This is a genomic window from Pseudostreptobacillus sp., from assembly GCF_977040545.1.
In genome coordinates, this window is sequence record NZ_CDRRBS010000022.1 from 1 (window position 1) to 14,489 (window position 14,489).

At 26.1% G+C, this 14,489-nt stretch carries 12 protein-coding genes and 2 tRNA genes; all 14 read right to left on the reverse strand.

Annotation, left to right across the window (positions count from 1 at the left end; all coding sequences use genetic code 11):
- Positions 1-25: 25 nt before the first annotated feature.
- A tRNA-Leu gene (locus ACWYO2_RS02230) sits at positions 26-111 on the reverse strand.
- A gap of 61 nt (positions 112-172) precedes the next feature.
- Positions 173-249, reverse strand: a tRNA-Met gene (locus ACWYO2_RS02235).
- 110 nt (positions 250-359) lie between these two features.
- The gene (locus tag ACWYO2_RS02240; protein WP_455514866.1) at positions 360-1,718 is read right to left on the reverse strand and encodes an FAD-dependent oxidoreductase; all 1,359 of its coding nucleotides are present in this window, start codon (positions 1,716-1,718) and stop codon (positions 360-362) included.
- 8 nt (positions 1,719-1,726) lie between these two features.
- Positions 1,727-2,572 (reverse strand): ABC transporter permease, encoded by an 846-nt coding sequence (locus ACWYO2_RS02245; RefSeq protein WP_455514867.1) that lies wholly within the window; start codon positions 2,570-2,572, stop codon positions 1,727-1,729.
- The gene (locus ACWYO2_RS02250; RefSeq protein WP_455514868.1) at positions 2,569-3,474 is read right to left on the reverse strand and encodes an ABC transporter ATP-binding protein; all 906 of its coding nucleotides are present in this window, start codon (positions 3,472-3,474) and stop codon (positions 2,569-2,571) included. The genes ACWYO2_RS02245 and ACWYO2_RS02250 overlap by 4 nt, the downstream gene beginning before the upstream one ends.
- Before the next feature lie 54 nt (positions 3,475-3,528).
- Entirely contained in the window at positions 3,529-4,722 is a 1,194-nt protein-coding gene (locus ACWYO2_RS02255; protein WP_455514869.1) for an acetate/propionate family kinase, read from the reverse strand.
- Positions 4,723-4,735: 13 nt separating this feature from the next.
- The gene (gene pta / locus ACWYO2_RS02260) at positions 4,736-5,767 is read right to left on the reverse strand and encodes a phosphate acetyltransferase (protein WP_455514870.1); all 1,032 of its coding nucleotides are present in this window, start codon (positions 5,765-5,767) and stop codon (positions 4,736-4,738) included.
- 165 nt (positions 5,768-5,932) lie between these two features.
- Positions 5,933-6,826 carry a signal recognition particle-docking protein FtsY gene (ftsY, locus tag ACWYO2_RS02265; protein WP_455514871.1) on the reverse strand — a complete coding sequence of 298 codons (894 nt, stop codon included), beginning with the start codon at positions 6,824-6,826 and terminating at the stop codon, positions 5,933-5,935.
- Positions 6,813-7,487, reverse strand: coding sequence for a tRNA (adenosine(37)-N6)-threonylcarbamoyltransferase complex dimerization subunit type 1 TsaB (gene tsaB, locus ACWYO2_RS02270; RefSeq protein ID WP_455514872.1), 675 nt, complete (start codon positions 7,485-7,487; stop codon positions 6,813-6,815). Before tsaB ends, ftsY begins: the two co-directional genes overlap by 14 nt.
- A gap of 87 nt (positions 7,488-7,574) precedes the next feature.
- A complete protein-coding gene (locus tag ACWYO2_RS02275) occupies positions 7,575-9,548 on the reverse strand; it encodes a hypothetical protein (protein WP_455514873.1) in 1,974 nt (657 codons plus the stop codon).
- A gap of 188 nt (positions 9,549-9,736) precedes the next feature.
- Entirely contained in the window at positions 9,737-10,645 is a 909-nt protein-coding gene (locus tag ACWYO2_RS02280) for an MliC family protein (protein ID WP_455514874.1), read from the reverse strand.
- A 106-nt stretch (positions 10,646-10,751) separates the two neighbouring features.
- Complete coding sequence (locus ACWYO2_RS02285) at positions 10,752-11,915, reverse strand: DUF819 family protein (RefSeq protein ID WP_455514875.1); 1,164 nt, start codon at positions 11,913-11,915, stop codon at positions 10,752-10,754.
- 60 nt (positions 11,916-11,975) lie between these two features.
- Positions 11,976-12,422, reverse strand: coding sequence for a GNAT family N-acetyltransferase (locus ACWYO2_RS02290; RefSeq protein ID WP_455514876.1), 447 nt, complete (start codon positions 12,420-12,422; stop codon positions 11,976-11,978).
- Positions 12,423-12,430: 8 nt separating this feature from the next.
- Positions 12,431-14,489: heavy metal translocating P-type ATPase (locus ACWYO2_RS02295; RefSeq protein WP_455514877.1), on the reverse strand; the 2,059-nt coding region annotated here is incomplete at its 5' end.

Genomic DNA, 14,489 nt, shown 5'->3' on the forward strand with positions numbered 1-14,489 from the left:
GCTGCTCTACTCCGCGATATTTAAATGGTGCCTCGGGCCGGACTCGAACCGGCACGGGATTGCTCCCACAGGATTTTAAGTCCTGTGTGTCTACCATTTCACCACCAAGGCTCACTTATCGTGACAATATTTATATTATCATATTTTTTATTTTTTGTCAAGAAAAAAATTTTGGTGCCTAAGAAAGGATTCGAACCTTCGACCCTGCGGGTATGAACCGCATGCTCTAGCCAACTGAGCTACCTAGGCACACTGACAATAAATATATTATCATAAAAATACTTACTTGTCAATAAAAAAGCTTTAAATATTTTATATTTTTTAAAAAACTAGGAATCCAAAAGGATTCCTAGTCTATTTTATACCATTAAATCATTTAAACTTTCTGTCAATGTAGGGTGAGTATATATATAATCTCTTAACACAGTAGATTTAATTTTTTCACTAATAGCTAAAGCTAGTAAATTTATAATCTCATGTGATTCTGAATTAAATATTACTGCTCCTATAATTTCATCTTCTTTATTAACTAATACTTTAGAAAATCCTTCTGTTTCTCTTAAAACATGAGCTTTAGGTATTCCTGCTGTCAACATATATTTAACACTATATTCAATACCTAATTTAGTTGCTTCTTTTTCATTTAATCCTACTCTTGAATAAGGTGGTTCAATAAATGTAGATGTTGGTATTAAACTTCTATCTTTTAAAATTCTATTAGAAGTTTTACCTAATAATTGTGGAAGTATAATTCTACTATCATCTAATGATACATAAGTAAATTGTGGTCCTCCTTTAACATCACCTGCTGCCCATACTCCTTTAACACTTGTTTCTAGGTTATCATTTACTTTAATTTCTTTTCTATCAGTAAGTTCTATATCAGTATTTTCTAACCCAAGACCTTCTATATTAGGAACTCTTCCTGCTGAAATTAAGACAAAATCAAATTCTTCTTCTTTTTCTTCTCCATCTTTAGAATACTTAACTTTAACTCTTTCTCCATCTTCAAATTTTAAAATTGGACTAGAAAAACTAAATTTAATTCCCTTATTTTCTAAAACTGTCTTAACAAATTCTGCATCTTTTTCATCTTCACTAGGTAAAAAAGTATTATCAAATTGAAATACAGAAACTTCACTACCAAAACTTGAAAACATAGAAGCAAATTCAAGACCTATAAATCCTGAACCATAAACTAATAATTTTTTAGGTAATTCCTTTAAATTCAATATTTCATTACTATACCCTATTTTATCATTAGTAATACCAGGTATATTTAATCTTCTTGATTCAGACCCAGTATTAATTACTATATTTTGAGAAGTTAATACTTCTTCTCCAACCTTAACTTCTTTATTTGAGATAAAGTGTGCCTCACCATTATATACATCAACATTAGGATTATCTGCTAAAAGACCATAATTTTTATTATTTAACTTATTTACTAAAATTATTTTTTCTTCCATAGCTTTTTTAAAATAAGCATTATTAACATCATAATTTCTTTCTAATCCAAGTTTAGTCATTTCATGTATTAAATGAGCACTATTTGCAAGCGATTTAGTTGGAAGACATCCAACATTTATACAAGTTCCTCCATACATTTTAGGATCTTTTTCTACTATTGCAACCTTTTTCCCTTGTTTTGCCATTTTAGCAGCTAATGTTTTACCTGCTTTTCCCCATCCCAATACTAATACATCATATTTTTTCATTTTTCCTCCTATTTAACTTTTCTACTTAGAGATATTACTCCTAAAATATAGAATAATATCCCACTAATTATTAATATAAATACACTTATTATATTACTTAATTCTTTACCATTAAATGTATATATCATCCCTAAATTTTCATTTATTACATTCACGACTTCAACCGGCAAACTTGAGGTAATATCTTTTGTAAATATTTGTCTTAAAAGACTTGCCGCGTGAGATGTAGGAAATATTTTAACTATAGTTTGCATAAATTTAGGTAAATTCCCTATAGGCATATATATACCTGTTAAAAATCCTGATAATACTCCTATTATACTTGCAGCAGTAGAATATGCTGAATGCGTTTTTAAAAATGAAGTAATAAAGAATATCATAGATGAATTTGTAAAATCAGCTAAGATTATTACTCCTATTATTTTAAGCATAGAATAAATATCCAAAATATTGCCACCACGAAGAAATAGTATAATTAAAGAGAAAAATAAGAATATTAAAGAAACCAAGAACCCTATAAAAAAGGCACTTAATATATATCCTCCTACTAATTCTATTTTAGTTATAGGAGAACAATTAAAATCTTTATTTATACCTTTATTTTCATCTTCTATTCTTTTACCAAAAACACCTACAGTACAAGTAATAGTTGTTGTTGCTATAAGTCCTGCAACAAGCCATGAATCAAGTAAAATACCCGCTTTATCAAAACCAGCTAAACTACTTTTAAATATATTTCCTGTAAATAATAAATATATTCCCAACATAATAAAATTTGAAAGCATTGATAAAAATACATTCATTTTATCTCTAAAAAATATTGTGACATTCCGTTTAACTATAACAAAAATCATTTTAATTCCTCCCCTGTTAAAGATATAAAGGCATCTTCCATACTTCCTTTTATAACTTCAAACCCTGAAATTTCATTTTCTACCTTTTTTAATATCTCTATACTATCAAGAGTATTTTTTATTTTTATTATAGCCTTATTATTCTCTATTGTATAATCATAATTTTTAATTATATCTTTCAATTTTTCTACTTTTTCTATATCTAATATCAACTTATTTGTAGAAAAAGATTCTCTTAAATAACTAGGTGTACCCGTAGCAATTATATTCCCTTTATTAAGTATAACAATATAATCTGCATTAAGAGCTTCTTCCATATAATGTGTTGTTAGAAAGACAGCCATATTATTTTCTTTTTGTATTCTAATTATAGTTTCCCAAATGCTTTTTCTACTTTGTGGATCAAGACCTGTGGTTGGCTCATCTAAAAATAATATTTTAGGTTTAGTAATTAAAGCTCTTGCAATATCAACTCTTCTTTTTTGACCTCCTGATAAAGTGCCATAATATTGATCTAAAAAATCTGATATATGAGTCATTTCAGAAACTTCTTTTATCCTTTTATCTAATTCTAATTTATCAAAACCATAAAGACTTCCACGAATAATAAGATTTTCTTCAACACTCAAAGTATCATCAAGTAAACTATTTTGAAAAACTATACCTATAACTTTTTTTATTTCAGTATCATCTTTTCCAACAGTTTTACCATCTACTATTATATTTCCTGAATCACTTTTCAAAAAAGTACATATCATTTCTATAGTTGTAGTTTTTCCAGCACCATTAGTTCCTAAAAAGGCAAATATTTGACCTTTTCCAACATAAAAACTTATATCATTAACCGCTATTTTTGAACCATAAACTTTTTTAATTTTATTCACTTCTATAATTTTGTCCAATAAATTTACTCCTTTATAGACAAAAAATATACCGGAGTATATTTTTGCCAAAAATTATTTACTTAATCTATATGTATCCATAGCTATCATCATTTCTTCTGCTGTTTCTATTTTATAAATTTTAACTTTAGAATCAGGTTTTGAATATTCAACATTTCCAGAAATTCTTTCATTATTTTTTTCATAATCTAATTCTATACCTAAAAATTCTAAACCTTTGAATATACCTTCACGAGCATAAGCTGCATTTTCTCCTATACCTCCAGTTACGGCTATAGCATCAATACCACCTAAAGCTACTATATATGAACCTATGTACGATCTAATTCTATAACACCACATATCATAAGCAAGTTTAGCTCTTTCATCTCCTGATTTTACACCATTTTGTATATCTCTAAAGTCAGAACTCTTACCAAATATACCTAAGAATCCTGATTTTTTATTCATTCTTGCATCTATTTCTTTAATATCTAATCCTCTTTTTTGCATAACATAAAGAACTGCTGCTGGATCTATATCTCCACAACGAGTACCCATCATTATACCGGCAAGAGGTGTAAGTCCCATAGATGTATCTACAACTTTACCATTTTTTACAGCACTTATTGATGCCCCATTACCTAAATGACATACTATTATCTTAGAATCTTTTTTACCTAAAAGATCTGCTACTACTCCTGAAACATATTTATGACTAGTTCCGTGGAATCCATATTTTCTAACTTTTAATTCTTTATAATCTTCTAAAGGTAAAGGATAAGTATATACAGCTTTTTCCATAGTTTGATGGAAAGCAGTATCAAATACAGCAACATTTGGTTTACCTGGTAATAATTCTCTCATAACTTTTATACCCATAACATTTGCTGGATTATGTAATGGAGCAAGTTCTGAAATTTCTTCTAATTTTCTGATAACTTCATCATCTACTAAAACTGAATCATCAAAATATTCTCCACCATGAACTACTCTATGTCCTACAGCTTCTACTTCGTTTACTGTTTGTATAACTCCATGTTCACCTGTTAATTCACGTAAAACTAAATCTATTGCAACCTTATGATTATCTAAAGGTTCTGGTCTTTCTATAACTTGATATGAATCCACTAAATTTTTATATGTAAATATCGGATCTGATATACCAATTCTTTCACATATTCCTTTTGCTAATGTTTTATTTCCTTCTATATCAATTAATTCAAATTTTAATGATGAACTTCCACTATTTATTACTAATACTTTCATATTTAATACTCTCCTATAATGTTAAAATTTCACAAAATTCTGCAGCCTCTGCACAAGTTATAGCAACTACATCTACTATATCATCTACACTACATCCACGTGATAAATCATGTACCGGTCTTGCAAGTCCTTGTATTAATGGACCTAACGCTTTTGCTTTAGCAAATCTTTGTACAAGTTTATATCCTATATTACCAGAACAAAGATCTGGGAATATTAAAACATTTGCAGCACCTGCAACGTTTGATCCTTTTGCTTTTTGATCTGCAACTTCAGGAACTATTGCAGCATCTAATTGCAATTCTCCATCAAATTCAAAACCAACTTTTCTTTCTTCTAAAATCTTATAAGCTTCTCTCATTTTAGTAACTTGTTCACCTTCTGCTGAACCTTTAGTAGAATATGTTAAAAGTGCAACTTTAGGATTTTGTATTTTGGCAATAAAACGTGCTTTTTCAACAGCAGATTCAGCTATATCAGCTATTTGAGGTGCTGTTGGATTGGGTAGAACTCCACAATCTGAGAATATTAAAGTTCCATTTTCTCCATATTCTTTAGTTTCTGTTAACATAACAAAAGAACTTGAAACAGTTTTAAGTCCTTTTCTTGGACCAATAACTTGAATTGCAGCTCTTAATACACTTGCAGTTGGTGAATTTGATCCTGCTACCATACCATCAGCTACACAATTTCTAACAAGCATAGCTCCAAAAAATCTTGAATCATTAAGTATTATTTCACGAGCTTGTTCCTCTGTAATTCCTTTTTTAGATCTTAAATGTACAAATTGTCTTATAAACTCTGGAGTTTTTTCATAAGATAACGGATCTATAATTTGAACTCCTTCTAAAGATACTCCAATTTTTGCAGCTTTTTCTCTTACTTGATAATCTTTACCAACTAATATTATATTTGCAAATCCTTCATTTTTTATTTTTTCCGCAGCCCTTAAAACTCTTTCATCTTCCGACTCAGGAAGAACTACTGTCTTTGCAAAAGCTTTCTCTGTTTCCTTTATCTTTTCAATTAAATCTACTGCCATCATATCCTCCTTATATATTAAACATTATTTTAATTTTTCTTAATTTAATTCTACAATAAATACTAATTTTAAGCAACTTTAATTTTAATAATAAACATATTTTTTATAAATTATAATAAATTTAGGCTATTATTAATTTTTTAACTTGTTAAAGTTTCATATAATGCACTATATAAACATCTCATTTACAAAATCATTGAAGTCAAAAATTTTAAGATCATTTTCTCCTTCACCTACTCCTAAAAATTTAACAGGTTTTTTTAATTCTGAAACTATAGGAAATATTATTCCTCCCTTTGCAGTTCCATCAAATTTAGTCAATATTATACCTGAAATATTAGATATAGAATTAAATATTCTTGCTTGTTCTAGTCCATTTTGTCCCGTAGTAGAATCTATAACTATTAAAGATTCATATTCATCAACATTTTGCTTAATTATTTTATCTATTTTTTCAAGTTCTTTCATCAAATCTACTTTATTATGTAATCTTCCTGCTGTATCTATTATAGCTATATCACAATTTTGAGATTTAGCAAAATTTAAAGTATCATAAACAACTGCTGCTGGATCTGAACCTTGTTTTTGTTTTACAAGTTCAACCCCTGCACGATTACTCCAAACTTCAACTTGTTCTATAGCAGCTGCTCTAAAAGTATCTGCTGCTCCTATAACAACTTTTTTACCTTGTTTTTTAAACATAAGTGCCATTTTACCAATAGAAGTTGTTTTACCTACTCCATTAACTCCTATCACAACTATTACATTTAATTTCCCATCTCTAATTTTTAATTCATTATTTTCAGAAATAGATAATCTTTCAATTAATATTTGTTTTAATTCATCATACATTAATTCACGAGTTTTTATCCCTTTATTTCTAACATTTTTTTCTAAATTTTGAACAACATCTAAGGTCATATTCATTCCTAAATCTGATTGAATCAAAACTTCTTCTAATTCTTCATAAATATCATCAGTTATAGGTATCCCCGAAAAAAAATCCTTAATTTTAGTAAAAAAGCCTTTCTTAGGCTTTATTAATAAATCATTTAATCCCATCTTTCTCCTTTTCTGCCTGTGATTTTTCTAAATAATCTGGCACTAAATTTAATAAATCAATTTTCTCTAAAATTCCTTCTTTCAACATATCATAAAATATACATGAATTTAATCTCAAAAAAACATCTGATAAAGATAAATCTATTCCTTTTTCTTCTATTTTTTTTCTATAAGAAATAGCTCCATCACCAATCAGTTTATATTTTTTTTCTAAAACTAAAGATATTATTTCATCAACATTAGATTTAAATCTTTCTCCTACCAGTTTACCTTTTTCATATATACCCGCATATAACTTTTCTTTATTAGAATCTATTATAGCTACAATATTATCTTTATATATATTATATCCTTGATAAGCTAGAGCATCTAATTCATTTACAGTATATATATTCACATCTTTTTTTTCTGCAAAAATACCTTTTATTAAAGCTGATGATATTCTAACTCCAGTAAAAGAGCCTGGTCCTATAGATATTATTACATTCATAACATCTGATAATTCCTTATTAGTAAAAGTAAATAAACTCATCAATTCATCTACTATATATGTAGAATGTGTTTTCTTTACATTTATATTAATATTAGCAATCATAGCGTCATTTTCATATAAAGAAAGTGAAGCTAATTTTGTTGAAGTTGTAATTAAAAGTGTCAACATAATTTCCCCTTTCAAATAAACAAAAATGGTATAATATCCATTTCTTTAATATTATACCATACTTTGTTATGAATTGTAATTAAAGTATTACCAATTATATGTAAGACCTAATTTTAACTTATATTTTGTTTTTTTATATTTTAATTTTTCATCTTTTTCTTTATATTTATGTCCATTTTTATTAGTAACAGTTTGCCCAAATATGTTATCCATTTCTAACTTAGATTCAAACTTCATATTTTCTATTATAGGCGCATCTATCTCTATATATGGTTTCACATTATATCCTTGGCCTAAAACTAATTTATCTTTTTCTTCTTCTTTTTCTACACTTTCTGATTTTCTAAGTTCTAAATTAGCACCTAAAATTAATCCTCCTTTAAATTTTATTCCATTTTCAAATCTTAAATAATTAATATCTAATTTAGTACCAATTACATTATTAAATCCTATAAAATTATCATTTTCATAATTTGATTCATTTTTATTTTCTAAAATAAATTCAGTTGAAAATCCTTTTTTTAATCTAGTTGAATATTTTAATAAAGTTTCATTTTTAATATCCATATCTATATCATCTTCAGATATTTTTCTATTTAATTTCAATTTATTCTCTATATCAATTTTTAATTTTTTAGAATTTATCTTAGTTATATTTTCAAATTTAATTTCTTTTTCATCTTTTTCAACATATTTATCTGGATTTGTAGAAGAATATGTCATAACTCCCATATATTCTTTATTCTCTTCATTTTTGAAATAATAGTAATCATGCATACTACTCAAATCATTTCCCTCTACAACATTAGTAATCATATTAACATAATCACCCTGATTTTCTTTTAATCCTCTATTTTCTTCTAATGAATAATAATCTCCTCTAACTATATATTTTCTATTAGAATCCTGTGTTTTATTATATTTATATTCTAATTTAGAATCATTTGATACATCAAACCCCGAACCAAATATATTGCTTTTTTTCAAATTAGTTGACAATTTAAAATCAATCATATCAATTCTTTTATCAAATTTTAACTTTGCATCATCTAAAGGAGTTTTTCTATAATTCCCAGTATGATGAAAACTTATATCAATCTTAGCTTGTTCTATTTTATCATGGCTATGATCTAAAACTTCCCAAAATTCATGATATCTCTTCTTCTCGATGTTATAGTCTAAACTAATATCAATACCATTTTTAAAATTATATCTTTCTTTAAGAACATCTAATTGTAATTTATTGTTTAATCCTAAATTAAAGAAAATATTTGAATTAATTTTTGTTTTCAATTCACTAGTCAAATCCAAATAGTACGGATTATATATATTCTTAAATGATACCTTAGGTCTTACATTAAAAGATACGTTATCATTTAAAACTAATATATATTTACCATCTATAACAGATGATAAAGGAGTATATTCAACATTACCTAATCTATGTCCATTAGGCATAAAAGTATATTTAAAGCTCTTTTTATTATCTGGTTCATATTTAAATCCTAAAGTAAATCTAGGCCCTTTAACCTTATTTTGTGTATTTGTTATATATCTTTCAAATTTAAAATCATCCTTATTTACATCATGCTCTTCTTCTCCATGTTCATGATTATGTTCATGATTATGCTCATGATCATGATCGTGTTCTCCTTCTTCATGACTATGTTCATGTCCACCTGCATCAGATTCATCAACATTAGGATCTCCTATATAGTCTGAAGAACCATCTACTCTCGTATAAGGAAGTTCTGCATTAAAACTTTCATCATTTTTTATATTTACATAATCATTTGGAAGATATTTTCCATCATCTTTAACAAAAGTTCTTTGAGTATAATAATATATAGGTTTTGCATCATATATATTTTTTTGATCTAAATTTGCATTAAAATTAAAAACAAAATTATCATTTATATTCATTTTAAAATCAAAAGGTGTAAATTTTGAACTCATTTTACCTTTTTCTCCATCTAATTCTAATTTAGAATTAAATTCATATTTAATATTAGCTACTGATAAACTAGACAATATCATAACTCCTAAAAATGTTTTTTTCACTAAAATCTCTCCTCTAACATTTAATTTCATTTTGTATTATACACTATTTAAAATAGTTTGCAAAACTCTCAAATTCAGTATTAAAGGTACTTTTAGGTAGTTTGTTTATTATTTATCAAGTATAAAAAAAATAAAAAAAATCAGTCTAAATAAAAAAAGGATTATCTTTTTAGATAATCCTTAATTTATTATTTTTCAATGTATTTACCATTATCAAAACTATATGATTTACCATTAATTTCTAAATAACCTTCAGCTCTATCCCCATAATTTTTAACTCCGAAATATACTTTCCCATCTCTTGATTCAAAAGCTTCTCCAGATGCACTCTTAATTCTATTTAAAACATAATCACGACCTTCAAATCTTAATCCTGCTACATCACCATCTCCAACAAGTGCTAGATTTACTTCATTATTACCATTTTTAAAACTATAAACTCTAGTTTTTTGTTCTTTTGCATACTCACTATAATCTATATTACTTTCAACAAAATTAAATCCTTGACCATTAACTTCAACATAAGCTTGATTTCCTTTTATACCTAAATAAATATTACCATTTTCATTTGAAAATGCCATACCTGAAGCACTACGAATTCTATTTAAAGTTACATTTGAATTATCAATTTTTACATTAACTAAATCTTTAACTCTATCATAAACAACATTCATATTCATATTATTATCTACACCTTTAAAGTTATATACATATTCATTCTTAGCTTCACCATATTCTTTAGAATTACCAACAACTTTTAAAGGTATATTAGTTGTATCATTTAATTCTAAGAAAGCTTCCTTACCTTTAATTCCTATATACATCTTATTTTCTTTAGATTCAAAAGCTTCTCCAGATGCAGTTACAACTCTTTTAAACATAATTTCTTTACCATTATACTTAACATAAGCATCATTTCCAGGAGTTACAACTAATAATATTCTAGTGTCACTACCTTCTAAATTAAATACATACTGATCCTTAGCATTTAAAACTGCTGTTTTTTGATTTTCAAAAGTAGTCACATTATTTGAATTTGCTGAACTACAACTAGACAAAGCAACTATAGCTGTTGCTATTAAAATTAATTTTTTCATTTATATCCTCTCCTATTTTTGATATAACTAATATTAACATTTAATTTTTTAATTTATCATATTTTTAAATATATTTTTCTATATATATCTCTTATTTTTTCATTAGTTAGATTAAATTACTTGCCAATATCAATCCTGCGTATGTTCCTATGACATAACCTAAAGTCCCAACAAGCATAACAGGAGCCACATATTTAGTCCATCCTTTTGATATTGCCATAGCAGTTGCAGTTGTAGGACCACCAATATTTGCATTAGATACCAGTATAGCTTCCTCAAGACTAAAATTAAATAATTTAGCAAAAGCAAAAGTTATAACCATATTAATTATAACCATAATCGCACAAAATACTAACAATAATGGTGAATTAACAACTATACTCTTAATCGAAGCTGGGATACCTATTACAGCAAAGAATATATATATTAAGAATGTCCCTATTTCTTGTGATCCTATAAGTTTCTTGAAAAAAGTTGAAAATACTGTAGCTAATATTACTGTTATACTTGTAAGTAATATATATTTATTAGCTAAAAAGTTTATAACATACCCTCTATCTTCTGCTAATATTAAATCTGAAAAGCCAAAAGAAACTGCAACAATTAAAACTGATATTGTAAAATTAAACGCAACATCTTCTAAAGTTATAGGTCTTTTAACATCTTTTTTATCATCTGTATTTTTTATATCATTTCTATACTCTCTTTTAAAATACTTATTAAAAAACGGAATAGTTGGTATTATTATTAATACAAAGAAATATAACACCATAAGAAGATTATCACTTACTATAAGAGCTGAAGCAAGTTGTTTATCAAGATTAAGAGCAGTTTGAACTGCAACAAAATTTACTCCTCCTCCAATATATGATGCAGTCATCGTACCTGCTATATTATTTAAAGTTGGAATATATTCTCTTAAAAGATAAAATCCTACTACTGCACCAAGCATAGTTCCTACTGAACTTAATAAAAAAATTATTGCAAGTCTACCACTTTCTTTCCATATTTTCTTTATATCACACTGAAATAGAAGAAGTGGTATAGCTATAGGAACAACATATCCCCAAACATCATCATAAACTTTAGATTCCAAAGGAATAATATTAAAATTAGATAATAATAAAGCTATAATAAGTGCCATAATCGCACCACTAATTTTAGCAACTAATGTATATCTATTTTCTAAAAATATAGCAATAGTAGCTATAACAAGAATAATAGCCCATAATATTAAAGTATTTTCTGAATTTATTATTGAATTAAACATAAGCTCTCCTTTTCATAAATATTCACTGTTAGTTTATCAGTTTTTTATATTTTTATCAATTTATTTTATATCATCACAAATCATTTGTATATACTTAAGTTCATTAAATCCCATATTATTATATAGCTTTATTCCCCTTTTATTATTAATTTCTACTTCAAGCCTTATTCTTTTATAATCTTTAAATTTTTCTTTTAAAAATTCAATAACCTTACTACCTATACCCTTACTTCTATATTCATCCCTTACATATAACTCTTCAAGCAAACACACCATTCCTCCTGCTTCTTGAGAGTAAGTTTTAGATAACAAACAATAGCCAAAAATTATTTTATCTTCTTCCATAATATATCCTTCTGTGTATATATTAGAACTTATTAAAGTATTAAAGGTTGTTTCAAAATTTATACTATCAACAGGATGTAAAACAGCTTCTGAATTATAGAATTCATTAACTAATTCTAAATATATATTTCTATCTTTTTCATTTATTTGTCTTATTTCCATTATATCTCCTATAACTCTATATTTTTAACTCTCATTGCATTAAGTATAGCTATTATTGTAACTCCAACATCTCCAAACACAGCAACCCACATAGACATTAAATTAAATGTTCCAAAAACTATAATCGCCAATTTAACTCCCATAATTATAATTAAATTCTGAACTATTATTGAATTCATTTTTCTTGATAATTTTATTAATTTTACTATACCAAATAAACTATCATTATTTATTATTACATCAGAATTATCTATAGTAATATCATGACCATTTTTACCCATAGACACTCCTATATCTGCTCTATTAATAACACCTACATCATTAATTCCATCACCAACAAACATAGAAATTCTTTCATCTTTATCTAAAATATCATACTTATCTTTAGGTAATAAATTAGAGAAAACTTTTTTTATTCCAACATTAGCTGCAACTTTATTTCCTATTTCCAAATTATCCCCAGTTAATATAGTAATATCTTTTATTCCCATTTTCTTTATTTCATCTATTGCAATTTTAGAATCCTTTTTTATTTTATCTTTTAAAACGAAAGATAAAACACATTCTTTATTTATAAACACAAATATTTTATCAAAATCATCATCTTTTATACTTAACCCGTAAATATCTATCATATTTTTACCACCTATAAGTATTTCATCATCTCCTGTATTAGCTTTTAGACCAATACCATCTATTTCCTCAAAAATTAAAAACGATATATCTTTATTAAATTCTTCAACTCCATCTTTAAAATTAAATTTATGACTTTGACATGCATCCCCTAAAAAATGCCCTTGAGCCTTATGTTCTTTTATTAAAACGTCACCTTTTTTATGTGCTTCTTCTTCATGACAACATCCACAGTGTTCGCATATACTTGAATATTTAAAATAATTTTCATCACTATGCACAAATCCATATTTGTTATTTATAAAATCAATAATAGATTTTGAAATAACATGTGATGATCTTTTCTCCATATTATATACATATTCATATACTTTTTTACCATCTATATTATTAAAATATTCATAAACTGAACTAACCTTATACTTTCCTTCTGTTATAGTACCAGTTTTATCTAAATATATTGCTTCTAGTCTATCAATTTTTTCAAATACATTAGCTCCTTTTATTAATAATGAATTTCTACTTGCATGTCCTATACCTAAATAAAAAGTCAGCGGTATAGAAAGCAATAAAGCACACGGACAAGCAACAACTAAAAGAGTAATACCATTATACATTGAATCATAAAAATCTATTCTTTGAATAAATAAAGGCGGGATAATTGTTACCATTAGTGCAATTAATATAACTATAGGAGTATAAATTTGTGTAAAACGAGTAATATATTTTTCAAGTTTAGATTTATTATGACTTGAATTTTCTATTATTTCAAGCATAGAATAGATATTACTCTCTTCCATTTTCTTTAAAACTACTATCTCTATACTTTCACTCACATTAATATATCCTGCATATATATTTTCTCCTTCCAAAACTTTTTTAGGTATAGATTCACCTGTTAAAGTTGAAGTATCCATATATGCCTGACCCTTAACTATTTTTGAATCAAAAAGTAATTTTTCCCCCTTTTTTAAAAGTAATCTATCACCTATTTTTATTTTTTCTGAATCAATATTTAAAACATTAGAATCCTCTATTTTATTAACAATAGTATTTTTAAGTGCAAGAACTTCTCTTATACTATTTCTAGAATTTATAATAGATAATTCTTGAAAATATTCTCCTATACTATAGAATAACATTATAGCACTAGCTTCTGCATAATCTCTTAGTAAGATAGCACCAAGTGTTGCTATCACCATAAGTACTTTTTCATTAAATATATCTCTTTTCTTAATAGAAATAAATGCCTCTTTAAAAACTCTATAAGCTATTATTAAATATGACATTATGTATATTGGATTAAAATAATATTTAAAATCTGAATCATATTTTAAAAACCAATAAAATACTTTATCTAATATAAAAGCAACTAAAAATAATCCTAAAGAAATATACATATTAAAATTTTTATTATTTAATTCTTCTTTTTCT